Origin of the sequence: Janthinobacterium sp. LPB2021202312-11-4 (assembly GCF_037049705.1) — a bacterium.
Taxonomy (GTDB): domain Bacteria; phylum Pseudomonadota; class Gammaproteobacteria; order Pseudomonadales; family Pseudomonadaceae; genus Aquipseudomonas.
In genome coordinates this window covers 123,714-146,795 of sequence record NZ_JBAGKV010000004.1, presented here as the reverse complement: position 1 = coordinate 146,795, position 23,082 = coordinate 123,714, and the positions used below count along the sequence as shown (strand labels likewise).

The window sequence follows — 23,082 nt, the reverse complement described above, 5'->3', positions numbered from 1 at the left end:
TGTGTCTATATAAAGAAAGAAAACATTACCAACGGAATCGCAGCTGCGGCACCGGTGCCGGGGCTGGCACTGCAACCGGCGCCGAACCGTCGGCCACTGGTGCAACCGGTGCGACTGGAGCCGGCGCTTCACCGGCCGCAATCTCCTGCAACTTCGCCAAGGACAACTGCGCCTTCAATTGCTCGGCACTGCCATTGACCCGATAAACAATGTGATCGCCATCGACGCTGACCAGCCGGCCACCAAAAGGCTCCAGCAAATGCCCCAGCGCGGCATAACGTTCAAGGTTCATGCCCTGCACTTCGAGCAACTGCTCGCCGGACGTCCCGGCCTTGACGACAAACCGTGGGGCTAGGCGCTCAGCCACCGCCAGCATGACCGCATCGGCCACGGCAGCCTGATCTGCGCCCTGCACACTGCCTGCTTCCTTCTGGTCGCCCAGCCACAAATGCCATTTAGCCTGCCACTGACCGCCCTCTTCGCGGGCATGCACTGCCAGCAAGGCGTCGGCGTTGTAACGTTCCGATGCGCCGCGCAATGGCGCCGCATCTGACCCTTCAAGATTGGGCGCCGTGGCCACCAGTTGCTCACTCAAATCCGCCAACGGCAGGCGCAGGGGCAAACCACGGTGTTGCGCCGCACGACGCAGCGGCGCGGCGCTGGCCTGACCATCGCCCACCAGGCTTGAGCCCTCGGCGGAATCGCTCAACCACCAGCCCAGAATCGATGGTCGATTCGCGCCCCACAACGACAACCCGGCGCGGCGCAATGCCTGCTCGGTGGTGGCCGGGTCGAAATCGACTTTAAGCACTTCCGGCGGCCCCGCATCAAAGCCGTACTGACTGATGATTTGCTGCGGGTCCTTGCGGATCGCCGCCAAGCCCGGATTCTGCACAGCCTTGGGATCGCCGGTCAGGCGCAATACCAGCGTATCCAGCGCGGCCTGGGTCGCTTGATCGCGGACCTCGGCGCTCTGGCCGGTGACAGGCTGACGGACTTGATAAAGGCCTTTCACGGGTTCGGCATGACTCGCCAGGCTGACCAGGGACAAACAACCCACAAACAGAGATTTAGAAAAAAAACGCATGGAAGATTCCTGACGACAAGAGCGGCTGGAACTGGCCGCATGAAAGCATCGAGCAAGGCTGTGACCATCACCCTGCGCAAAACATTCACCCGGCCTCGATAAGTTTTTAGGACTGTCATAACGATAGACGGTTAATGGCGATACCTTATACAGCTATGAGAGGCGTCACGAACGAGCGCAATAATGGTTTTTTTCGGCTGATATGCCTCCTGCCGTCGGCGCGAGGATGGCCGCTGCCCCTCAAGCCTGATAAAATCGCGCGCCTTCGCAGACCGGCAACAGCCGGGCACCCTGAAATGTTCGCAAGGCTCTGGCCTTCGTCTGTTCCGGCGGTCCCACTGGACTCGGTCGTTACCCCTGAATCCCCCCTAAAGGCCTGGATCATGAGCAAGCAACCCTCCCTGAGCTACAAGGACGCCGGTGTAGACATCGACGCCGGTGAAGCATTGGTCGAACGCATCAAGAGCGTCGCCAAGCGCACTGCGCGCCCGGAAGTCATGGGCGGCCTGGGCGGTTTCGGCGCCCTCTGCGAAATCCCGGCCGGCTACAAGCAGCCTGTGCTGGTTTCCGGTACTGACGGTGTCGGCACCAAGCTGCGCCTGGCGCTGAACCTGAACAAGCACGACAGCATCGGCATCGATCTGGTCGCCATGTGCGTCAACGATCTGGTGGTGTGCGGCGCCGAACCACTGTTCTTCCTCGACTACTACGCCACCGGCAAACTCAACGTCGAAACCGCGACCCAGGTCGTGACCGGCATCGGCGCAGGCTGCGAACTGTCCGGCTGCTCCCTGGTCGGCGGCGAAACCGCTGAAATGCCTGGCATGTACGAAGGCGAAGACTACGACCTGGCCGGCTTCTGCGTCGGCGTCGTGGAAAAATCCGAAATCATCGACGGTTCCAAAGTCGCTGCCGGCGACGCCCTGCTGGCCCTGCCATCGTCCGGCCCGCACTCCAACGGCTACTCGCTGATCCGCAAGATCATCGAAGTGTCCGGTGCCGACATCGAAAACATCCAGCTCGACGGCAAACCGCTGACCGACCTGCTGATGGCCCCGACCCGTATCTACGTGAAGCCGCTGCTCAAGCTGATCAAGGACACCGGCGCGGTCAAAGCCATGGCCCACATCACCGGTGGCGGCCTGCTCGACAACATCCCGCGCGTGCTGCCTAAAGGCGCTCAAGCGGTGGTTGACGTGGCTAGCTGGACTCGCCCGGCGGTGTTCGACTGGCTGCAAGAGAAAGGCAACGTCGACGAAAACGAAATGCACCGCGTGCTGAACTGCGGCGTCGGCATGGTGATCTGCGTGGCTCAAGAGCACGTTGAAACCGCGCTGAATGTATTGCGTGAAGCGGGCGAGCAGCCTTGGGTCATCGGTCAGATCTCCACCGCTGCCGAAGGCGCGGCTCAGGTCGAACTGAAGAACCTTAAGGCGCACTAATGTCCGCCACCTGTGATGTCGTGGTGCTGCTTTCCGGCACCGGCAGTAACTTGCAGGCCTTGATCGACAGCACGCGGACCGGCGACAGCCCGGTCCGCATCGCTGCGGTGATTTCCAATCGCGCCGACGCCTTTGGCCTGCAACGCGCCAGGGATGCGGGTATCGACACCCGCGCCCTGGATCACAAGGCATTCGACGGCCGCGAGGCCTTCGATGCCGCACTGATCGAACTGATCGACGCCTTCAATCCCAAACTCGTGGTACTCGCCGGTTTCATGCGCATTCTCAGCGCTGACTTCGTGCGTCACTACCAGGGTCGCCTGCTCAATATCCATCCCTCGCTGCTGCCCAAATACAAAGGGTTACACACTCATCAGCGCGCTTTGGAGGCCGGCGACACCGAGCACGGCTGCTCCGTGCACTTCGTCACCGAGGAACTCGATGGCGGACCTCTGGTCGTACAGGCAGTAATACCGGTAGAGTTGCACGATTCGCCGCAGAGTCTGGCGCAGCGGGTCCATGCTCAGGAACACCTGATCTACCCGATGGCCGTACGCTGGTTTGCCGAAGGTCGTTTATCACTCGGCGAACACGGTGCTTTACTGGATGGAAAGTTACTCGCGGCCAGCGGCCACTTGATTCGAACCTAGGAGATTTTATGCGTCGCGCCCTGCTCTTCGCTTGCGCTCTGTTCGCCCTGCCTCTGGCACAGGCGGCAGACCTTCAACCTTTCTCCGCCAGCTACACCGCCGACTGGAAGCAGCTTCCCATGAGCGGCACCGCGGAACGCAGCCTGACCAAGGAAGCGAACGGCGTCTGGAAACTGCGCTTCAAGGCATCGATGATGATCGCCAGCCTGAGTGAAGAAAGCACCCTGACCCTGGACAAGGACACGTTGCTGCCTCAGTCCTACCACTTCGAACGGGGTGGCTTGGGCAAAGCCAAGAAGGCTGACCTGGATTTCGACTGGACCACCAAAATGGTCACCGGCACCGATCGTGGTGACGCGGTCAAGATCCCGCTCAATCGCGGCATGGTCGACAAATCCACGTATCAGTTGGCCTTGCAACACGACGTGGCCGCTGGCAAGAAAAGCATGAGCTACCAGGTCGTCGATGACGGCGAAGTCGATACCTATGACTTCCGTGTCCTGGGCGCAGAAAAAGTCGACACCAAGGCTGGCCAGATCGATGCGATCAAGGTCGAGCGCGTGCGCGACCCGACACAAAGCAAACGCACCACGGTCATGTGGTTCGCCAAGGATTGGGATTACCTGCTGGTCCGCCTGCAACAAGTTGAAACCGACGGCAAGGAGTACAACATCATGCTCCTCGACGGCACGGTCAACGGCAAGGCTGTCAAAGGCAGCTGATCCGGCTCGACATAAGAAGCCCCGCATTAGCGGGGCTTTTTTTTGAGTCAAAAGATCGCAGCCTGCGGCAGCTCCTACATGGATAGCGTAAAACCTGTAGGAGCTGCTGCAGGCTGCGATCTTTTGATCCTGATCTGCAGATCAGACCGAAAACCGCGCCACCAGGGTATTCAGGTCCACCGCCAGCCGCGACAACTCCTGGCTCGCCGCACTGGTCTGGTTCGCCCCGGCCGAGGTCTGCAACGCCAGGTCCCGGATGTTCATCAAATTGCGATCCACCTCCCGCGCCACCGCCGCCTGTTCCTCCGAGGCGCTGGCGATCACGATGTTGCGCTCATTGATCAAGGTGAACGCCGAGGCAATCTCTTCCAATGCAACACCCGCTGCCTTCGCCACCTCCAGGGTTGAACGGGCCCGGCTATTGCTCTGCTGCATTGAACTGACCGCCGAATCGGTGCCTTGCTGGATGCCGCTGATCATCAGCTCGATTTCCCGGGTCGATTGCTGCGTGCGATGGGCCAGCGCGCGCACCTCATCCGCCACCACGGCAAAACCGCGCCCGGCATTACCGGCGCGCGCCGCTTCGATTGCCGCGTTCAAGGCCAACAAATTGGTCTGCTCGGCAATCGAGCGGATCACGTCCAGCACCTTGCTGATGCCATAGACCTTCTGCGCCAAATCTTCGACCTGGGAAGCATTGGCGGTGACATCGTCCGCCAGGGACTCGATGGACAGCACAGTCTGGTGCACCTGCTCGCGCCCGTGCTGGGCAATCCGGTCAGACTCCCGGGACGCTTCGGAGGTCGCCACCGCGTTGCTCGCCACTTCCTCCACCGCCGCCGTCATTTGATTGACCGCCGTGGCCGCTTGCTCGATTTCCAGGCTCTGCTGGTGCAGGCCACGGGTCGCCTCTTCAGTGACGCAACTGAGTTCTTCCGAGGCCGACGCCAATTGGCTGGACGAATCGGAGATGCGCCGGATGGTTTCCCGCAGGCTTTGCTGCATGCTCTTGAGCGCGTGCAGCAAACGCGCCGGCTCGTCCTTGCCGGTGATGTGAATGTCGCCGGTCAGATCGCCGCCGGCCACCACCTCCGCCACCCGCAGCGACTGAGACAACGGCAAGACAATGCTGCGGGTCAGCAGCAAAGCCAGGCCGATGGTCATCAGCCCGGCCACCCCGATCATCACACCGACCCAGACCCGCGAACGGCTGAACACCTGGCGCGCCGCCTCCGTCGCCAGGTTGGCGTTTTGCTTGTTCAAATCCACCAGGGTTTTGAGCGTGACAGCGATTTCGTCGGCCAACGGGCTCATCTCACGATTGAGGATGGCTGCCGCGTCTTCGACTTGTCCCTGGGCCGACAGGGTCATCACTTGCCCCTGAAACTGCAGGTACTTCTGTTCTGAAGCTTTAAACCGATCGAACAGCGAGCGCTCCTGCGGCAACACGATCAACGCGTCATAGCGTTGTTGCGCGTCACCCAGCGAGCCTTTCAGCTCATTGAGCTTGCTGACGTTTTGAGCCAGTGCCTGAGGATCGCGGTTAATCAGCAGGCGCATGGTCAAGGCGCGCAGGCGCAGCATGTCCTGGCTCATCTCCCCCACCGCCATCACGCTGGGCAGCCAGTTGTTGTCGACTTGATCGGACTCGGTGCGCATGTTCGACATCTGTTGCAGGGCGAACGCCCCCAAGCCAAACACCATTAACGCCAGCAAGCCAAAACCCAGGCCCGCCCGCGGCGCAATATTGAGACTTCGAATGCTCATCGCTTTGGTTCCTTCCAAAATGCACTGCATATCCCTGCAGCGGGTTGCTTTAGACGGTATCGGCCTTCGGAAAATTTGCGTAAGACCAAAACGTGATATCAAAACGCCTTGCTACTTCGATCCTCGGGCGGGAACGATTCAGCCGGGTAAAGCACAAGCACAATCAAAAGATCGCAGCCTTCGGCAGCTCCTACGCGCCTGTGGGCGCTGCGATTTTTTTGGGAACGCGACACAGCACACATGCTCTATACCTTCAGGGTCTATTTTGATCGAATGACTTTTCCTACTGCCGATGAGGTTTCCCATGACTGTTACCGTCAATACCGTTTCCAGTGAAGGTTTTCGTCACAGTGTCCAGATCGATGACCATGAATTCTTCGCCGATGTGCCGGTTGCCGCCGGCGGTGAAGGCTCGGCGCCAGAGCCCCATGATTACTTCGACGCCGCCCTCGGGGCCTGCAAAGCCCTGACATTGAAGATGTATGCCAAGAAGAAAAACATCCCGCTGACCGGCGTGGGGGTCGAGGTCAAACGCGACAACAGCGAAGAGCAGAAAGGCAAATACGCCTTGCATGTCACGCTCACGCTCAAAGGCGTGCTCAGCGACGCCCAACGCGAAGAGTTGCTGCGCGTGGCTGACCGTTGCCCGATCCACAAACTGATGACCACCACCGACGTCAGCATCGAAACCCATGCCCCACAAGGCTTTGATAGCCAGTAAGCACCACGATGTCAGCGGCGGGTTATGCTCTGCGCATCACCCGCCCAGCCTGGAATGCACCATGAACACGCCCCTCGTGATCCGCCCCCGCGCAGAAGATGTCGAAGGCCAGCCGATTCTTCGTCCGCTGCCGTCATCCCAATGCCGCAGCGTCGGGCCATTCGTGTTTTTCGACCACATGCTCGAAACCCGTTATCCGGCGGGCAAAGGCATGAACATCCGACAACATCCGCACATCGGTCTGTCGACCCTGACCTACCTGTTCCAGGGGCAGATCCAGCACAAGGACAGCCTCGGCTCCGATCAGGTAGTCGATACCGGCGATGTCAGCTGGATGACGGCGGGCAGCGCGATCGCCCACGTTGAACGCACCCCGCAAGCGCTGAAAGACAGCGGCTTCACGATGCATGGCTTGCAGGTCTGGCTGGCCTCGCCCAAGGCGCATGAGCAGGGTCCGGGGCATTACAGTCATCACCCGGCAGCCACGTTGCCGGTCAGCGATAACCTTGGGGTAAAGATCCGGATGATTGCCGGGTCAGGCTTTTGCCTGGAATCGCCGGCGCCAGTGCTTTCTCCTACGCTGTATGCCGAACTGAACCTGCAAACCGCGACGACCTTGCTGATTCCCACCGAGCATGAAGAGCGGGCACTGTATGTGCTCGATGGCGAGGCGCAACTGGATGGCGAGCCGGTGCAGCCGCATTCGCTGGTGGTGTTGCCGGCCGGGGAGGAAATGACGTTGTTTGCCGAGAGCGACTGTCACGCCGTGTTGTTCGGCGGCGCGCCACTGGATGGGCCACGGCGGATCAACTGGAATTTTGTCGCGAGCGATCCGGCGGCCATCGATGAAGCCCGCCGGCGCTGGGCGGCCGGGGATTGGCCGACGGTGCCGGGGGAAAGTGAGCGGATTGAGTTGCCTTGAGACTAAAAATCAAAAGATCGCAGCCTTCGGCAGCTCCTACGCGGGTGTGCGCATCACGCATAACCTGTAGGAGCTGCCGAAGGCTGCGATCTTTTGATCTTAAGAACAATCAGCCGCCAAACACCTCATCCAGCAAGTGATGCATCGACACAAACGCCCGCCCTGCGGTCTTCGCGTCATACATCATCTTGCCCGGCACATTCGCATGCGGATCGGTAAACGAATGCACCGCCCCGCCGTAGCTCAGCAATTGCCAATCCACACCCGCCGCATTCATTTCAGCTTCAAACGCCGGTAACTGCTCTTTCGGCACCAGAGGATCGGACGCACCGTGCAGCACCAGTACCGAGCCCTTGATGTTTTTCGCGTCATTGACGTTCGGCGTATCCAGCGAGCCATGAAACGACACCGCCGCTTTCACTGGCGCACCGCTGCGGGCCAGTTCCAGCGCACAGCAACCGCCGAAGCAGAAACCGAAGGTCGCCAGTTTCGAGGTATCGACTGCCGCCTCGCCCTGAGCCTGAAGTTGCTCGAACGCCACCGCCATACGCTGACGCAGCAAGGCGCGATCAGCCTTCAACGGCATCATCGCCGCGCCCGCCTCGTCGCCGTTCTGCGGACGAACCGACTGCCCGTAAAGGTCAGCGATCAGCACCACATAACCCTTGGCCGCCACCGACTTGGCGATCTCTTCGGCACCGGCGCTGATGCCCATCCAGTTCGGCGCCATCAACAGCCCCGGCCGCGGCCCTTTGTGATCGGCATCGAACGCCAGACGGCTTTCATAAGACTGGCCATCAAGCTGATAGACCACGGAACGCACAGTGACTTGGCTCATCTCAAACTCCTAAGACGCAAGAATGAAAAAACCCGCCGAAGCGGGTTTTTGTACAACGTAGTTAAACCGACAGTTCAACCAACAGCTTGTTGAGGCGGCGCACGTAGGCTGCCGGGTCTTTCAAGCTGTCGCCGGCCGCCAGGGCCGCCTGATCGAACAGGATGTGCGACAGATCGCCAAAGCGCTCGTCACTTTGCTCGGCGTCGAGTTTCTCGATCAGCGGGTGAGCCGGGTTGAATTCGAAGATCGGCTTCGAATCCGGAACCTTCTGCCCGCTGGCTTCGAGGATCTGACGCATTTGCAGGCCCAGGTCTTGCTCGCCGATGGCCAGAATCGCCGGGGAGTCGGTCAGACGGTGGGAAACCCGGACTTCAGCAACAGAGTCGCCCAGTGCGGTTTTCAGACGCTCAACCAGGCCTTCGTTGGACTTGGCGACTTCTTCCGCAGCTTTCTTGTCCTCTTCCGAGTCCAGATTGCCCAGGTCCAGGTCACCGCGTGCCACGTCGACAAAGCTCTTGCCGTCGAACTCGCTGAGGTAGCTCATCAGCCACTCGTCGATGCGGTCGGTCAGCAGCAGCACTTCGATGCCTTTCTTGCGGAAGACTTCCAGGTGCGGGCTGTTTTTGACTTGCGCGTAGGTTTCGCCGGTCAGGTAGTAGATCTTGTCCTGACCTTCCTTGGCGCGAGCCAGGTAGTCCGCCAGACCGACCACTTGCTCGCCTTCTTCGCCCTGAGTGGAGGCGAAACGCAGCAGGCCAGCGATTTTTTCCTTGTTGGCGAAATCTTCAGCCGGGCCTTCTTTCAGGACCTGGCCGAAGTTTTTCCAGAAGCCTTTGTATTGCTCAGGCTCGTTCTTCGCCAGTTTTTCCAGCATGTCCAGAACGCGCTTGGTCAGCGCCGACTTCATGGAATCGATGATCGGGTCTTTCTGCAGGATTTCCCGCGACACGTTCAGCGACAGGTCGTTGGAATCGACCACGCCTTTGATGAAGCGCAGGTACAACGGCAGGAACGACTCGGCCTGATCCATCACGAACACACGTTGCACGTACAGCTTCAGGCCTTTCGGCGCTTCACGCTGGTACAGGTCGAACGGTGCGCGGGTCGGCACGTACAACAGCGAGGTGTATTCCAGCTTGCCTTCGACCTTGTTATGGGTCCAGCTCAGCGGATTCTCGAAGTCGTGGGCGATGTGTTTGTAGAACTCCTGGTATTCCTCGTCCTTCACGTCGTTGCGAGGCCGAGTCCACAGGGCGCTGGCGCGGTTGACGGTTTCCCATTCAACGGCTGGCTGCTCTTCGCCTTCAGCGGCTGCCACTTCTTTCGGCAACTCGATCGGCAGGGCGATGTGGTCGGAGTACTTCTTAATGATGTTGCGCAGATGCCAGCCATCGGCGAATTCGTCTTCAGCAGCCTTGAGGTGCAGGACGATACGGGTGCCGCGATCGGCTTTCTCGACGGTGGCAACTTCGAATTCGCCTTCGCCCTTGGACGACCAGTGCACGCCTTCGCTGGCAGGCGCGCCGGCACGACGGCTGAACACGTCGACTTTATCGGCCACGATGAACGCCGAGTAGAAGCCCACACCGAACTGGCCGATGAGGTGGGAATCTTTTTTCTGGTCGCCAGAAAGGTTTTTCATGAAATCGGCAGTGCCCGACTTGGCGATGGTCCCCAGGTGGGTGATCACATCGTCACGGCTCATGCCGATACCGTTGTCTTCGAGGGTGACGGTTTTAGCGTCCTTGTCGAAGCTCACGCGGATTTTCAGTTCGGCGCCACCTTCCAGCAATTCAGGCTTGGACAGGGCTTCGAAACGTAATTTGTCGACAGCGTCAGAGGCGTTCGAGATCAATTCGCGAAGGAAGATTTCCTTGTTGGAATACAGCGAATGGATCATGAGGTGCAGCAGTTGCTTCACCTCGGTCTGGAAGCCCAGGGTTTCCTTTTGAGTTTCCACACTCATGGTCATCAAACTCCAATCAGATGGCAGTGGCCGCGACCTTCAGGGTCGGCGGCGGGTTGTCATCAAAGTTGGGGGCTGAGTTCAGGATTTCAAGGGCTCCTCGATTTTGAAATGCCCACGAGCGGTGGCAATTGGCTCGGCCTCGGTGGTTTGCCAGGCCGTAATCGCCACGTTGGCCACCCGACGCCCCTGGCGGCAAACCTGGCAGCGCGCCCAGGTATCGCGAAATTGCCCGGCGCGCAGGTAATCGAGGGAGAAGTCGATGATCTTCGGCACCCCGGGCGAGCCGGTGAAAATCAACAGGTGCAACGCCGCTGAAAGCTCCATGAACCCAGCGATCACACCACCATGAATGGCTGGCAATAAAGGGTTGCCGATGTTGTCCTTGTTGGCCGGCAGGCGAAACAGCAGCTCATCCCCGACTCGCGAACATTCGATGCCAATCAACTTGGCGTAGGGGATCAAGTGCAGCAGCGAGGCGTAGTCCCCGTGCGCATGGGCCTGTTGCAGTTGTTCCTTGAACGCGTCAGTCATTTCGCACCTCCGGCGAGGTTGCCACCAAAGCCTTTGGTGCCTTTGATGCCCTTGCCCATGCGCATGAAGGTGCCCACCACATGGGCGATGGGCTGCTCGGGGTCGTCCTGATAGGCAAAGCCCCGGGCGAAGATCACATCGGTGGTCACCCGGTAGCATTGCGCGAAACCGTAGACATCTTTATGGGGCTCAGCGGCGTGCATATAGTCGATGCGCAAATCGAGGGTCGGGCAGACTTCGAACTCCGGCAATACACACAGGGTGGACATACCGCACGCGGTGTCCATCAGCGACGTCAGGGCGCCACCGTGGATGACGCCGGTTTGCGGGTTGCCGACGATTTGCGGGCTATAAGGCAGGACGACCGTTAGTCCGTCCGTACTCGCACTGTGAACTCGCAAGCCCAGCACCTGACAATGTCGCAGTGCCGAGAGAAATCGTGTCGCGCGCTCAAAAACGGGGTTTTCGGCCATTGGATAAGAACTCTTCTTAGTTTCAGGTCAAAGCATTTGGTTATCAGTCAAAAGTTCCATCGAGCTTAAAACTTATATATCTGTATGAAATGAGGAACTTATCGCGTGGGGCGGTGCTCGAAAGGCCAGTAGATATTTTCCATAAGGAGAAACACCCCATGCGTAAGACTTTAGCTATTGCCTTGATGTTGACCGCTTCCCTCGGTCTCGCTGCCTGCGATAAAAAATCCGAGGACAAAGCTCAAGATGCTAACCAACATGCTGAGCAAGCCCAGCAAAAAATGAACGAAGCTCAGGATAAAGTGAACGACGCGGCGAAAGAAAACGCCGAAGCCGCCAAAGATCAGGCTGAATCGAACAAAGCGGCTGCACAGGAAGCCGCTCCGGCCGCCCCTGCCGAAGCACCTAAAAACTAAAACAGTTTTTAGCGTGATAAAAGAAAACCCGCCATGTGCGGGTTTTCTTTTGCCTGTTAGTTGGCGGATTAGAGCAACACGGTTCTAAAAGTCGGACTAATCATCAGCAATAACGAACACACGAGTCCAACGATCCACACCAAACTGCGCTGCCAGGCAAGATCGCCCCAATAGCACAGTAAGTAGATAATGCGCGCGACCACGAAGATGATCGCCAGCGAATCAATCAACCACCCCGCCGTTTGTGTGGTGTGCGCCATCAACACCCCCACCGCAAATAAGATAAAGGCTTCGATACTGTTCTGGTGAGCCGCCAGTGCACGGGCACCGAAACCGGTCAGTTGTGCCTGTTGCTGACGCGGCAAATGATTGTTGTAACCGCCCTGCTCTTTCATGGCCTTGGCCACCGGCATACGCGCTACATAGATCAGCAATGCGCTGATAAACACACACCAGAACGGAATACTCATCAAGCGGCCTCTTTGTTGGCTTCGGGCATTGGCGCCTCAGTAGGGGTATAGACCATCACGTCGAGAACGTCGGAATGAAACTCCCGGCGATACAACACCAGCACTACGCCGGTACTCATCAACATGAACAACCATGGGCTGACGAACCAGGCCAGCATGGTCATGCCGAAATAGTACGAGCGCAGGCCGAAGTTGAACTGGTTGGCCGCCATGGAAATCACCCGCGCCGCGCGCGCCGCGAAGGCTTTGCGCTCCTGCTCGGACACATGCCGCTCACCGATCATCGGTGCCGAGCCGACCAGAACCGCCGCGAAGTTGTACTGGCGCATGCACCAACTGAAGGTGAAGAACGCGTAGACAAACACCATCGCCAGGCACAGCAACTTGATCTCCGACATGCCCTGGGAGGCCTGCTGCACCATGGGAATGTCCGCCAACAACGACACAGCCCTTTCCGAAGCGCCCAGCACCGTGAGAATGCCCGCCAGGATAATCAGCGTGCTGGAGGCGAAGAACGACGCGTTGCGCTCCAGATTACCGATCACGCTGGCATCGGCGATGCGGTTGTCACGCAGCAGCATGCGACGCATCCAGTCTTCGCGGTACAGGTGCAACACGCTGGCCAGGCACGCGGTGTCACGGCCCTTCCACGTCGCATAACGGGTGTAGCCGCCCCAGCAGATAACAAACCAGAGCGCGGCGAGAAGGTGGATCAGGTTGGCGTGAATGAACGACATGCAATTCCCTGTGAGATGTTTGGCGATACCTTGTAGGAGCGAGGCTTGCCCGCGAAGGCGGTGTGTCAGTCGATGAAGATATCGAATGTCATATCGCCTTCGCGGGCAAGCCCCGCTCCTACAGGTAGTGGTTCGACGTTGGTTCGTGGGAAAAGACACGGCCCGGCGCTCATAAAAAATGCCCCGTATCGATGGATACGGGGCATTTGTGTTTCTACTTATGTGCCCGCTTGTGGCGGGCCATAAATCAGGCCAAAGCTTCTTCGCGCTTGCCCAGCAGACGGTCGCACACAGCGGCCACCACCAGGGTCATGACCGACGGCACCAGCCATGCCAGGCCTTGCTCGCTCAGCGGCAAGTGCGACAGTTGAGTCGGCATCCAGTCCGCCAGACCGGCGCCTTTAAGTGCGTCGATCAGACCGAAGATGAACGACACCAGCATCACCGGGCCAACGATGCGGCCCTGCTCACGCCAGAAGTCCTTGCAGAAGCTCAGGGCAACCAGGGCGATGCACGGCGGGTAGATCGCGGTCAGCACAGGGATCGAGAACGCAATCAGCTTGGTCAGGCCCAGGTTGGACACAAACAGCGAGAACACCGCCAGGATGATGACCAGTGTCTTGTAGGACAGTGGCAACACGCGGCTGAAGTACTCGGCGCAGGCACAGGTCAGGCCGACCGCCGTCACCAGGCACGCCAGGGAGATCAGCACGGCGAGAAAACCACTGCCCAGCGAACCGAAGGTGTGCTGCACGTAAGCATGCAACACCGCCGCGCCGTTCGCGGCACCGGCGGCCACTTCATGGCTGCCCGAACCGAGGCGGAACAGGCTGATGTAAACCAGCGCCAGACCCACACCGGCAATCAGCCCGGCAATGATCGCGTAACGGGTGATCAACGCGGGCGACTCAACGCCACGGGAGCGGATCGCGTTAACGATGACAATGCCGAACACCAGCGCGCCCAGGGTATCCATGGTCAGGTAACCATTGATGAAGCCTTGGGAAAACGGCGCCGCGACGTATTCAGGGGTGGCCACGCCGATATCACCGGCCGGCAATGCGAACGCGGCGATACCGAGCACGGCCAGAGCGATGATTTTCAGAGGTGCGAGGAAACGTCCTACGGTATCCAGCAACCGCCCAGGGTAGAGCGAGATGAAGAACACCAGCAGGAAATACACCGAGCTATAGAGGAACAGCGCCAGCGGGCTCTCGCCGGTCAGCGGCGCTAGACCCACTTCGAACGACACGGTGGCGGTGCGCGGCGTGGCGAACAGCGGGCCGACAGCGAGATAGCACGCGGCTGCGAGCACGCCGCCAGCGACTTTACCGATCGGGCTGCTCAACGCATCCATCGCGCCACCGACTTTGGCCAGCGCTATCACGGTAATGACCGGCAGACCGACTGCGGTGACCAGGAAGCCCAACGCCGCCATCCAGACATGAGGCCCGGACTGCAAACCGACGATAGGCGGGAAGATGATGTTGCCAGCCCCGACAAACAGGGCAAACGTCATAAAACCAAGTGCCAGGATGTCCTGGCCTTTCAACACTTTCATTAAGGAAATACCACACTACTGAATCGGAATTTAGAGAGGGATTTCCCTTATGGGTGAGGGAAATGCTGTCGATCCGTATAGGACTGACCCGTTTAGCGCATAGCGGCCTTGTGGGCGGCGGACGCAAAAATGGCTGCTAGCCTAACGAATTTGCACGACAAACGCACTGTTAGGGGGCGAACTATCCGATACGCGACATTTCTATGTCGCGTTTACGTATTAAAAAGAGCAAAAGATCGCAGCCTTCGGCAGCTCCTACAGAGGACCATCGTAGGAGCTGCCGAAGGCTGCGATCTTTTGACCTTCAGAAACAACAAAGGCCACCCGAAGGTGGCCTTTGTCTGGCGAAGCGTCAGCTAAACGCGAGGCTTACTTGATCGCCCAACCGGTCAGCTCCTACAGAGGGCCATCGTAGGAGCTGCCGAAGGCTGCGATCTTTTGACCTTCAGAAACAACAAAGGCCACCCGAAGGTGGCCTTTGTCTGGTAAAGCGTCAGCTAAGCGCGAGGCTTACTTGATCGCCCAACCGGTCAGCTCCTACAGAGGGCCATCGTAGGAGCTGCCGAAGGCTGCGATCTTTTGACCTTCAGAAACAACAAAGGCCACCCGAAGGTGGCCTTTGTCTGGTGAAGCGTCAGCTAAGCGCGAGGCTTACTTGATCGCCCAACCGGTCAGCTCGGACAAAGCCTTGCCGATGTCTGCCAGCGAACGCACGGTTTTAACGCCTGCGTCTTCCAGGGCAGCAAACTTCTCGTCTGCAGTGCCCTTGCCGCCAGAGATGATTGCGCCAGCATGGCCCATGCGCTTGCCCGCAGGGGCAGTCACACCAGCGATGTAGGAAACAACCGGCTTGGTCACGTGTGCCTTGATGTAGGCAGCCGCTTCTTCTTCAGCCGAACCGCCGATCTCACCGATCATGACGATCGCTTCGGTCTTCGGGTCTTCCTGGAACAGTTTCAGGATGTCGATGAAGTTCGAGCCTGGGATCGGGTCACCGCCGATGCCGACGCAAGTCGACTGACCGAAACCGGCGTCAGTAGTCTGCTTCACAGCTTCGTAGGTCAGGGTGCCGGAACGGGAAACGATACCGACCTTGCCTGGCAAGTGAATGTGACCTGGCATGATGCCGATCTTGCATTCGCCTGGAGTGATCACGCCTGGGCAGTTAGGACCGATCAGGACTACGCCCAGTTCGTCGCACTTGACCTTGGCATCCAGCATATCCAGGGTAGGAATGCCTTCAGTGATGCAAACGATCAGCTTGATGCCGCCGAAGGCTGCTTCCAGGATGGAGTCCTTGCAGAAAGGAGCTGGAACGTAGATCACGCTGGCGGTGGCGCCAGTGGCAGCTACAGCGTCTTTCACGGTGTTGAACACTGGCAGACCCAGGTGCTCGGTGCCGCCTTTACCAGGAGTAACGCCACCGACCATCTTGGTGCCGTATTCGATGGCTTGCTGGGTGTGGAAACTACCTTGCGAACCGGTAATACCCTGGCAGATAACTTTGGTGTCTTTATTGATCAGGACGCTCATTACTTGCCCTCCGCAGCTTTGACAACTTGTTGAGCAGCGTCGGTCAGGCTGGTAGCAGCGATGATGTTCAAACCGCTTTCTGCCAGTACTTTAGCGCCCAGCTCAGCGTTGTTGCCTTCAAGGCGAACAACAACCGGGATTTTCACGCCGACTTCTTTCACTGCACCGATGATGCCTTCGGCAATCATGTCGCAACGAACGATGCCGCCGAAGATGTTGACCAGTACTGCAGCCACGTTAGTGTCGGACAGGATGATCTTGAACGCTTCGGTAACGCGTTCTTTGGTAGCACCGCCGCCCACGTCGAGGAAGTTGGCTGGTTTGCCGCCATGCAGGTTGACGATGTCCATGGTACCCATGGCCAGGCCAGCACCGTTGACCATGCAACCGATGTTGCCTTCCAGTGCTACGTAGTTCAGTTCGAACTTGGCAGCGTGCGCTTCGCGCGGATCGTCTTGCGACGGATCGTGGAAAGTCTTCAGCTTAGGCTGACGATACATGGCGTTGGCGTCGATGTTGATCTTGGCGTCGAGGCAATGCAGATCGCCGTCAGCCTTGATCACCAGCGGGTTCACTTCCAGCAGAGCCAGGTCGTGATCCTTGAACAGCTTGGCCAGACCGACGAAGATCTTGGCGAACTGAGCAACTTGCTTGCCTTCCAGACCCAACTGGAATGCCAGCTCGCGACCCTGGAATGGCTGAGCGCCAACCAGTGGATCGATCGTGGCTTTCAGGATTTTTTCTGGAGTGTCGTGAGCGATTTTCTCGATGTCCACGCCACCTTCGGTGGAAGCCATGAACACGATGCGACGGCTCGAACGGTCAACGACAGCGCCCAGGTACAGCTCTTTAGCGATATCAGTGCACGATTCAACCAGGATCTTGGTGACTGGCTGACCATTGGCATCAGTCTGGTAAGTCACCAGACGCTTGCCCAACCATTGTTGAGCGAATGCTTTGGCGTCTTCTTTGCTGCGAACCAGCTTAACGCCGCCCGCTTTACCGCGACCACCTGCGTGAACCTGGGCTTTGACAACCCATTCGGTCCCGCCGATTTTGTCGCACGCTTCTGCTGCTGCTTCCGGGGTGTCTACGGCGAAACCCTGGGATACTGGCAGGCCGTACTCAGCGAACAGCTGCTTACCCTGATACTCGTGAAGATTCATGCTTATTACCGTCTTCGTTAGGTACTGCGCATTCGGTGCTGCACTCGTTCAAGTGCCGCACCACCTGTGACTGCTGCTTGCGTAGGTGTTCCGGATAACCGGTGAGACTACGCAAGGCTGCGTCCGGCGGACATTCCGCGGTGAGTCTTGCACGCAAGGCTCACGACGGGCCTTCCGCCGTGGTTTCTTATTGTCTTGTGTTAACGCTTCTTGCGGTTGGCGATGTGAATGGCGCCGCCATTCACTGCCAGAGCAGCTTCGTGCAAGGCTTCGGACAGGGTCGGATGGGAGAAAACCATCATGCCCAGGTCTTCAGCGCTAGTGCCGAATTCCATACCGATTGCGCCCTGCTGAACCAGTTCTGCAGCGCTCGGGCCAATCACGTGGACGCCCAGTACGCGGTCAGTCTTGGCATCAGCAATGACTTTCACGAAACCACCGGTGTCGTTGGCTGCCATGGCACGGCCACTGGCTGCGAACGGGAAAGTGCCGACGTTAACTTCAACGCCTTCAGCTTTCAAGGCTTGCTCGGTTTTACCGACCCACGCGATTTCCGGGTGAGTATAAATAACAGACGGGATCAGGTCATAGTTGATCTGGGCTTTGTGGCCCTTGATGCGTTCTACAACCATGATGCCTTCTTCGGACGCCTTGTGCGCCAGCATCATGCCGCGAACCACGTCACCGATTGCGAAAACGCCCGGAACGCTGGTGGCGCACTGGTCGTCAACGAAAACGAAACCACGTTCGTCGATGGTCACACCGCTGTCAGCGGCCAGCAGCTCGGTGGTCACTGGACGGCGACCAACGGCAACAATCAACTTATCGAACGTGATGGTCTGTTCGCCATTGGCATCGGTGTAGTTCACAACGACTTCGTCGCCGTTCACTTTGGAACCGGTAACGCGAGCGCCCAGCTTGATGTCCAGACCTTGTTTGGTCAGGGTTTTGAAGGCTTCCTTGGAAACCGCGTCGTCAGCCGCTGGCAGGAACTTCTCCAGTGCTTCCAGAACCACGACTTCAGCGCCCAGACGGGACCATACCGAACCCAGTTCCAGACCGATCACGCCAGCGCCGATCACGCCCAGACGCTTAGGTACGGCCTGGAATTCCAGTGCGCCGGTCGAATCGACGATCACCTTCTGGTCAACCGGAGCCGGCGGAATGTCGATCGGACGCGAGCCCGAAGCCAGAATCACGTTCTCGGCTTCGATGATTTCAACGGTGCCGTCTGGCTTGGTCAGTTCAACTTTCTTGCCGGCCAGCAGTTTGCCGTGGCCTTGCAGGGAAGTAACGCCGTTAGCCTTGAACAGGGTTGCAACGCCAGAGGTCAGGCCTTTGACGATGTTGGCTTTACGGCCAACCATTGCAGCCACGTCCATGGTCACGCCAGCGTGATTGATACCGTGGATCGCGAAGCCTTCTTTGGCTTCCTTGTATTTCCAGGAGCTGTCCAGCAGCGCCTTGGATGGAATGCAGCCGACGTTCAGGCAAGTACCGCCCAGAGCCAGTTTGCCTTCCTTGTCGGTGTATTTCTCGATGCAGGCAGTGGTGAGACCCAGTTGCGCTGCTTTGATGGCAGCCACGTAGCCGCCAGGGCCCGCACCGATCACTACTACGTCAAATTTCTGCGACATTCAAAAAATCCTCTTTTGGCAACAAGCTTGAAGCCACAAGCCTCAAGCCAGGCTGCAATTGCTTGCAACGGGTGGCTTGAGACCTGTGGCTGCTTCTATCAGATATCCAGCAGCAAACGAGCCGGGTCTTCCAGCAGGTTCTTGATGGTAACCAGGAAGGTCACAGCTTCTTTGCCATCGATCAGACGGTGATCGTAGGACAGCGCCAGGTACATCATCGGACGGATTACAACCTGACCGTTGATCGCCATAGGACGCTGCAGAATGTTGTGCATGCCCAGGATGGCCGCTTGCGGCGGGTTGACGATCGGGGTCGACATCATCGAACCGAAGGTACCACCGTTGGTGATGGTGAACGTACCACCGGTCATTTCGTCCATCGACAGCTTGCCGTCGCGAGCTTTCTTGCCGAAAGCAGCGATGCCGCCTTCGATTTCAGCCAGGCTCATCAGTTCGGCGTTACGCAGAACCGGTACAACCAGGCCGCGGTCGCTGGAAACAGCAACACCGACGTCGGCGTAGCCGTGGTAAACGATGTCGGCACCGTCGATCGACGCGTTGACAGCCGGGAAGCGTTTCAGCGCTTCGGTAGCCGCTTTAACGAAGAACGACATGAAGCCCAGGCGCACGCCGTTGTGGGACTTCTCGAACAGGTCCTTGTACTTCGAACGCAGGGCCATGACTTCGGTCATGTCGACTTCGTTGAACGTGGTCAGCATCGCCATGTTCGACTGGGCTTCTACCAGACGCTTGGCAACGGTGGCCCGCACGCGGGTCATCGGTACGCGCTTCTCGATGCGGTCGCCAGCGGCGAACACAGGAGCAGCGGCAGCCGGAGCAGCAGCCTTGGCAGGTGCGGCAGCCGGAGCGGCTTTCTTGGCAGCAACAGCAGCGACCACGTCTTCCTTGGTCACACGACCACCTTTGCCAGTGCCGGCAACGGAAGCGATGTTGATGCCGTTTTCTTCAGCCAGCTTGCGAGCAGCCGGTGCAGCAACAGGATCGTCTTCGCCTTCGGCGGCCGGAGCAGCAGCTTGTGCAGCGGCCGGAGCAGCGGCAGCGGCTGGCGCGGCAGCAGCGCCGCCCGCTTCGATGGAGCCCAGGACTTCGTCGGACAGAACGGTGTCGCCTTCGTTCTTGACGATTGCGCCCAGCACGCCGTCGGCGGTGGCCAACACTTCCAGTACCACTTTGTCGGTTTCGATATCGACGATCAGGTCATCACGCTTGACGGCGTCGCCTGGTTTTTTGTGCCAGGTGGCAACGGTGCCATCGGCAACCGATTCCGGGAAAGTGGGGGCTTTGATTTCGATAGCCATTATCTGTGGGTCCTTAAATTCGGTTTCAGGTGCGCGAAGGCGTTAAACAGTAAAGGCGTCTTGCAACAGTTTTTCCTGCTGCTCAGCGTGCATCGATGCATAACCACAAGCCGGTGCAGCGGAAGCATCACGGCCGGCGTACTCGAGAACGAGGGCCTTGTTGTGATTGCCCACGATGCGACGCATGTGGTGTTGGCTGCAGTACCAGGCACCCTGGTTCATCGGCTCTTCCTGACACCAAACGATATGTTTGAGGTTGGTGTAAGGAGCCAGGACTTCGTTCAAGTCGTCCTCAGGGAATGGGTACAGCTGCTCGATACGCACGACGGCGATGTCATCACGACCTTCGGCACGGCGTTTTTCCAGCAGGTCGTAGTAGACCTTGCCGCTACACAGAACAATGCGCTCGACCTTTTTCGGATCTTGAGCATCGATTTCCGGGATCACGGTCTGGAACGAACCTTGGGCCAGATCTTCCAGGGTCGAAATAGCCAGTTTGTGACGCAGCAGCGACTTCGGTGTCAGCACGATCAACGGTTTGCGCAGCGGGCGAATCACCTGACGACGCAGCAAGTGGTAGATCTGAGCCGGCGTAGTCGGCACGGCTACCTGAATGTTGTGCTCGGCGCACAGTTGCAGGTAACGCTCCAGACGAGCCGAAGAGTGCTCCGGACCCTGACCTTCATAACCGTGCGGCAGCAGCATGGTCAGACCGCAGAGACGGCCCCACTTGTGCTCGCCACTGGTGATGAACTGGTCGATAACCACCTGGGCACCGTTGGCGAAGTCGCCGAACTGGGCTTCCCAGATCACCAGCGCCTCAGGCGTGGTGGTCGAGTAACCGTATTCGAACGCCAGTACGGCTTCTTCGGACAGGAACGAGTCGTACAGGTCGAAACGTGGCTGGCCGTTGTACAGGTGTTGCAGCGGGATGTAGGTGCCCGCGTCTTTCTGGTTGTGCAGAACAGCGTGACGGTGCGAGAACGTACCGCGACCGATGTCCTGACCCGTCATGCGAATCGGGTGACCTTCGAACGCCAGGGTCGCGTACGCCATGGTTTCAGCGTAACCCCAGTTGATCGGCAGGCCGCCGACTTGCATTTTCTGACGGTCTTCGTAGATTTTCGAGACCTGGCGCTGAACCACGAAGCCTTCCGGGATTTCCAGCAGCTTGGCGGACAGTTCCTGCAAGGTCTTGAGGTCGAACGTTGTGTCGTGACGCGCAGTCCAGGCGTGGCCCAGGTACGGACGCCAGTCCACGAACAACTCTTTGTTCGGCTCTTTGACCAGGCTTTTTACAACATGCAGACCGTTGTCCAGCGCGTTGCGATATTCGTCGACTTTCGCCTGAACACGCTCTACGTCCAGCACGCCGGCCTGAGTCAGGCGATCGGCGTACAGCTCACGGGTGGTGCGCTGCTTGGTGATCTGCTGATACATCAGAGGCTGGGTGCCGCTTGGCTCGTCGGCCTCGTTGTGGCCGCGACGACGGTAGCAGACCAGGTCGATCACCACGTCACGCTTGAACTGCATGCGGTAGTCGATGGCCAGCTGGGTCACGAACAATACGGCTTCCGGATCATCGCCATTCACATGGAGGATCGGCGCCTGGATCATTTTCGCAACGTCGGTCGCGTACTCGGTGGAACGCGAGTCCAGCGGGTTGCTGATGGTGAAACCGACCTGGTTGTTGATCACGATGTGCACGGTGCCGCCGGTTTTGAAACCGCGGGTCTGCGACATCTGGAAGGTTTCCATCACCACGCCCTGACCGGCGAATGCCGCGTCACCGTGGATGGAGATCGGCAGAACCTTCTCGCCGGTAGGGTCGTTACGACGATCCTGGCGGGCGCGAACCGAACCCTCGACCACTGGAGAAACGATTTCCAGGTGCGACGGGTTGAAGGCCATGGCCAAGTGAACTTCACCGCCGGCGGTCATGACGTTGGACGAGAAGCCCTGGTGATATTTAACGTCACCGGAACCCAGCTCGACCTTCTTCTTGCCTTCGAACTCGTCGAACAACTCGCGCGGGTTCTTGCCGAAGGTGTTGACCAGCACGTTGAGACGGCCACGGTGGGCCATGCCGATTACGATTTCCTTGGTGCCGTAGGAACCGGAACGCTGGATCAGCTCATCGAGCATCGGAATCAGACTCTCGCCGCCTTCCAGACCGAAACGCTTGGTACCCGGGTATTTGGTGCCCAGGTATTTTTCCAGACCTTCGCCGGCAGTGACGCGTTCGAGCAGGTGGCTCTTGATGTCGGCAGAGTACGTCGGACGGCCGCGCACGCTTTCCAGACGCTGCTGGAACCAGTGACGCTGCTCGGAATCGGTGATATGCGTAAATTCAGCGCCAATGGTGCGGCAATATGTCTGCTGCAACGCTTCGTGAATTTCGCGTAGGCTCGCCTCCTCTTTGCCGATGAACAGGTCGCCGGCACGGAAGGTCGTATCAAGATCGGCATTGGTCAAGCCGTAATGATTGATCGACAGGTCTGCAGGTGCAGGACGCTGCCACAGCCCCAGCGGGTCAAGCTGGGCTGCCTGGTGGCCACGCATACGGTAGGCCTGGATCAATCGCAGCACTTCAACTTGCTTCTTCTCGTGCTCACTGCTCACGCTGCCGGCGGAAACCGGTTGGGCGCGGCGCTGGTTCTTTGCCAGCAAGACGAAATGATCGCGAATTGTGGAGTGCGAAACATCGGTGGCAGTGTTGCCGTCAGCAGGCAACTTCTGAAAGTAGGTGCGCCACTCTTCTGGCACAGCGTTAGGGTCGTGCAGGTAGAGCTCGTAGAGCTCTTCCACATAGGCAGCGTTACTACCGGATAGGTAGGCGCTGTTCCACATGCGCTGCATCACGCTTTCTTGCATGCTTGGTCACCCTCGGTTAGGGGAACACCACCGGCGTCGACACCGAGCAAACTTGCAGAAGTCCGAATGCAGCGACCAAAACAAGCCACTTAGGATCACGCTGATAGTCCGGGTACCAGCCCGGATGCCCCTGCTTGTCTCATTTCTTCAAAATAAGAGCCGCAGCTTTATGAGCTGCTGCTCAGGTTAAAACTACGGCGCCGGTTGAAGCCTGCGCCGTAGCATCTTCGGTACAGCGGTCCTACTT

20 protein-coding genes are annotated in these 23,082 nt (G+C 58.7%); 6 read left to right on the top strand and 14 right to left on the bottom strand.

The genetic code is table 11. The features are described 5' to 3' along the window. Positions 1-25: 25 nt before the first annotated feature. Positions 26-1,087, bottom strand: a complete 1,062-nt coding sequence (locus V5E99_RS06140; protein ID WP_499801629.1) for a DUF8605 domain-containing protein — start codon at positions 1,085-1,087, stop codon at positions 26-28. 383 nt (positions 1,088-1,470) lie between these two features. Between V5E99_RS06140 and purM the strand changes: the two genes are divergently transcribed. The 3 genes from purM to V5E99_RS06125 are packed head-to-tail and all read left to right on the top strand — an operon-like array spanning position 1,471 to position 3,901. Further along, positions 1,471-2,529, top strand: coding sequence for a phosphoribosylformylglycinamidine cyclo-ligase (purM, locus tag V5E99_RS06135; protein WP_133836547.1), 1,059 nt, complete (start codon positions 1,471-1,473; stop codon positions 2,527-2,529). Next, complete coding sequence (purN, locus tag V5E99_RS06130) at positions 2,529-3,179, top strand: phosphoribosylglycinamide formyltransferase (protein ID WP_499801628.1); 651 nt, start codon at positions 2,529-2,531, stop codon at positions 3,177-3,179. Before purM ends, purN begins: the two co-directional genes overlap by 1 nt. 8 nt (positions 3,180-3,187) lie before the next feature. Beyond that, positions 3,188-3,901 carry a DUF3108 domain-containing protein gene (locus V5E99_RS06125; protein WP_499801627.1) on the top strand — a complete coding sequence of 238 codons (714 nt, stop codon included), beginning with the start codon at positions 3,188-3,190 and terminating at the stop codon, positions 3,899-3,901. 141 nt (positions 3,902-4,042) lie between these two features. On the opposite strand, the gene V5E99_RS06120 is transcribed toward V5E99_RS06125, so the two are convergent. Then, the gene (locus V5E99_RS06120; RefSeq protein ID WP_499801626.1) at positions 4,043-5,668 is read right to left on the bottom strand and encodes a methyl-accepting chemotaxis protein; all 1,626 of its coding nucleotides are present in this window, start codon (positions 5,666-5,668) and stop codon (positions 4,043-4,045) included. 304 nt (positions 5,669-5,972) lie between these two features. On the opposite strand from V5E99_RS06120, the gene V5E99_RS06115 reads away from it, so the two are divergent. Further along, positions 5,973-6,389 carry an OsmC family protein gene (locus V5E99_RS06115; protein WP_499801625.1) on the top strand — a complete coding sequence of 139 codons (417 nt, stop codon included), beginning with the start codon at positions 5,973-5,975 and terminating at the stop codon, positions 6,387-6,389. Between the two features lie 61 nt (positions 6,390-6,450). After that, entirely contained in the window at positions 6,451-7,311 is an 861-nt protein-coding gene (locus V5E99_RS06110) for a pirin family protein (protein ID WP_499801624.1), read from the top strand. Between the two features lie 109 nt (positions 7,312-7,420). Here V5E99_RS06110 and V5E99_RS06105 read toward each other — a convergent pair whose 3' ends face one another. The 4 genes from V5E99_RS06105 to V5E99_RS06090 all read right to left on the bottom strand — a co-directional run bounded on the left by V5E99_RS06105 (position 7,421) and on the right by V5E99_RS06090 (position 11,122). Next, a complete protein-coding gene (locus tag V5E99_RS06105; protein WP_499801623.1) occupies positions 7,421-8,149 on the bottom strand; it encodes a dienelactone hydrolase family protein in 729 nt (242 codons plus the stop codon). Positions 8,150-8,210: 61 nt separating this feature from the next. Continuing rightward, a complete protein-coding gene (gene htpG / locus V5E99_RS06100; RefSeq protein WP_499801622.1) occupies positions 8,211-10,115 on the bottom strand; it encodes a molecular chaperone HtpG in 1,905 nt (634 codons plus the stop codon). Positions 10,116-10,196: 81 nt separating this feature from the next. Continuing rightward, on the bottom strand, positions 10,197-10,649 hold the full coding sequence (locus V5E99_RS06095) for a PaaI family thioesterase (protein WP_499801621.1): 453 nt from the start codon (positions 10,647-10,649) through the stop codon (positions 10,197-10,199). Next, positions 10,646-11,122, bottom strand: a complete 477-nt coding sequence (locus V5E99_RS06090) for a PaaI family thioesterase (RefSeq protein ID WP_499801620.1) — start codon at positions 11,120-11,122, stop codon at positions 10,646-10,648. Before V5E99_RS06090 ends, V5E99_RS06095 begins: the two co-directional genes overlap by 4 nt. A gap of 158 nt (positions 11,123-11,280) precedes the next feature. On the opposite strand from V5E99_RS06090, the gene V5E99_RS06085 reads away from it, so the two are divergent. Then, positions 11,281-11,538 (top strand): hypothetical protein, encoded by a 258-nt coding sequence (locus tag V5E99_RS06085; RefSeq protein ID WP_499801619.1) that lies wholly within the window; start codon positions 11,281-11,283, stop codon positions 11,536-11,538. A gap of 68 nt (positions 11,539-11,606) precedes the next feature. Here V5E99_RS06085 and V5E99_RS06080 read toward each other — a convergent pair whose 3' ends face one another. From V5E99_RS06080 to V5E99_RS06045, 8 genes are all read right to left on the bottom strand, one after another. Next, complete coding sequence (locus tag V5E99_RS06080) at positions 11,607-12,008, bottom strand: MAPEG family protein (protein ID WP_499801618.1); 402 nt, start codon at positions 12,006-12,008, stop codon at positions 11,607-11,609. Next, on the bottom strand, positions 12,008-12,745 hold the full coding sequence (locus tag V5E99_RS06075; protein WP_499801617.1) for a DUF599 domain-containing protein: 738 nt from the start codon (positions 12,743-12,745) through the stop codon (positions 12,008-12,010). Before V5E99_RS06075 ends, V5E99_RS06080 begins: the two co-directional genes overlap by 1 nt. A 247-nt stretch (positions 12,746-12,992) precedes the next feature. Further along, entirely contained in the window at positions 12,993-14,306 is a 1,314-nt protein-coding gene (gene brnQ / locus V5E99_RS06070) for a branched-chain amino acid transport system II carrier protein (protein WP_499801616.1), read from the bottom strand. A 651-nt stretch (positions 14,307-14,957) separates the two neighbouring features. Further along, complete coding sequence (gene sucD / locus V5E99_RS06065) at positions 14,958-15,839, bottom strand: succinate--CoA ligase subunit alpha (RefSeq protein ID WP_008148605.1); 882 nt, start codon at positions 15,837-15,839, stop codon at positions 14,958-14,960. Next, a complete protein-coding gene (gene sucC / locus V5E99_RS06060; protein ID WP_008148602.1) occupies positions 15,839-17,005 on the bottom strand; it encodes an ADP-forming succinate--CoA ligase subunit beta in 1,167 nt (388 codons plus the stop codon). Before sucC ends, sucD begins: the two co-directional genes overlap by 1 nt. Before the next feature lie 200 nt (positions 17,006-17,205). Further along, the gene (lpdA, locus tag V5E99_RS06055) at positions 17,206-18,642 is read right to left on the bottom strand and encodes a dihydrolipoyl dehydrogenase (RefSeq protein ID WP_499801615.1); all 1,437 of its coding nucleotides are present in this window, start codon (positions 18,640-18,642) and stop codon (positions 17,206-17,208) included. Positions 18,643-18,740: 98 nt separating this feature from the next. Continuing rightward, on the bottom strand, positions 18,741-19,964 hold the full coding sequence (gene odhB, locus V5E99_RS06050; RefSeq protein WP_499801784.1) for a 2-oxoglutarate dehydrogenase complex dihydrolipoyllysine-residue succinyltransferase: 1,224 nt from the start codon (positions 19,962-19,964) through the stop codon (positions 18,741-18,743). Positions 19,965-20,003: 39 nt separating this feature from the next. Beyond that, the gene (locus V5E99_RS06045; protein ID WP_499801614.1) at positions 20,004-22,835 is read right to left on the bottom strand and encodes a 2-oxoglutarate dehydrogenase E1 component; all 2,832 of its coding nucleotides are present in this window, start codon (positions 22,833-22,835) and stop codon (positions 20,004-20,006) included. Between the last annotated feature and the right edge of the window lie 247 nt (positions 22,836-23,082).

Bases quoted from the DNA above. Each gene is read 5' to 3' on its own strand.
- brnQ (WP_499801616.1), bottom strand. From the start codon at position 14,306: ATGAAAGTGTTGAAAGGCCAGGACATCCTGGCACTTGGTTTTATGACG.
- V5E99_RS06125 (WP_499801627.1), top strand. From the start codon at position 3,188: ATGCGTCGCGCCCTGCTCTTCGCTTGCGCTCTGTTCGCCCTGCCTCTG.
- V5E99_RS06120 (WP_499801626.1), bottom strand. From the start codon at position 5,668: ATGAGCATTCGAAGTCTCAATATTGCGCCGCGGGCGGGCCTGGGTTTT.
- V5E99_RS06045 (WP_499801614.1), bottom strand. From the start codon at position 22,835: ATGCAAGAAAGCGTGATGCAGCGCATGTGGAACAGCGCCTACCTATCC.
- V5E99_RS06115 (WP_499801625.1), top strand. From the start codon at position 5,973: ATGACTGTTACCGTCAATACCGTTTCCAGTGAAGGTTTTCGTCACAGT.
- V5E99_RS06080 (WP_499801618.1), bottom strand. From the start codon at position 12,008: ATGAGTATTCCGTTCTGGTGTGTGTTTATCAGCGCATTGCTGATCTAT.
- sucC (WP_008148602.1), bottom strand. From the start codon at position 17,005: ATGAATCTTCACGAGTATCAGGGTAAGCAGCTGTTCGCTGAGTACGGC.
- V5E99_RS06140 (WP_499801629.1), bottom strand. From the start codon at position 1,087: ATGCGTTTTTTTTCTAAATCTCTGTTTGTGGGTTGTTTGTCCCTGGTC.
- V5E99_RS06090 (WP_499801620.1), bottom strand. From the start codon at position 11,122: ATGGCCGAAAACCCCGTTTTTGAGCGCGCGACACGATTTCTCTCGGCA.
- V5E99_RS06105 (WP_499801623.1), bottom strand. From the start codon at position 8,149: ATGAGCCAAGTCACTGTGCGTTCCGTGGTCTATCAGCTTGATGGCCAG.
- purM (WP_133836547.1), top strand. From the start codon at position 1,471: ATGAGCAAGCAACCCTCCCTGAGCTACAAGGACGCCGGTGTAGACATC.
- V5E99_RS06085 (WP_499801619.1), top strand. From the start codon at position 11,281: ATGCGTAAGACTTTAGCTATTGCCTTGATGTTGACCGCTTCCCTCGGT.
- V5E99_RS06095 (WP_499801621.1), bottom strand. From the start codon at position 10,649: ATGACTGACGCGTTCAAGGAACAACTGCAACAGGCCCATGCGCACGGG.
- purN (WP_499801628.1), top strand. From the start codon at position 2,529: ATGTCCGCCACCTGTGATGTCGTGGTGCTGCTTTCCGGCACCGGCAGT.
- V5E99_RS06075 (WP_499801617.1), bottom strand. From the start codon at position 12,745: ATGTCGTTCATTCACGCCAACCTGATCCACCTTCTCGCCGCGCTCTGG.
- lpdA (WP_499801615.1), bottom strand. From the start codon at position 18,642: ATGTCGCAGAAATTTGACGTAGTAGTGATCGGTGCGGGCCCTGGCGGC.
- V5E99_RS06110 (WP_499801624.1), top strand. From the start codon at position 6,451: ATGAACACGCCCCTCGTGATCCGCCCCCGCGCAGAAGATGTCGAAGGC.
- sucD (WP_008148605.1), bottom strand. From the start codon at position 15,839: ATGAGCGTCCTGATCAATAAAGACACCAAAGTTATCTGCCAGGGTATT.
- htpG (WP_499801622.1), bottom strand. From the start codon at position 10,115: ATGAGTGTGGAAACTCAAAAGGAAACCCTGGGCTTCCAGACCGAGGTG.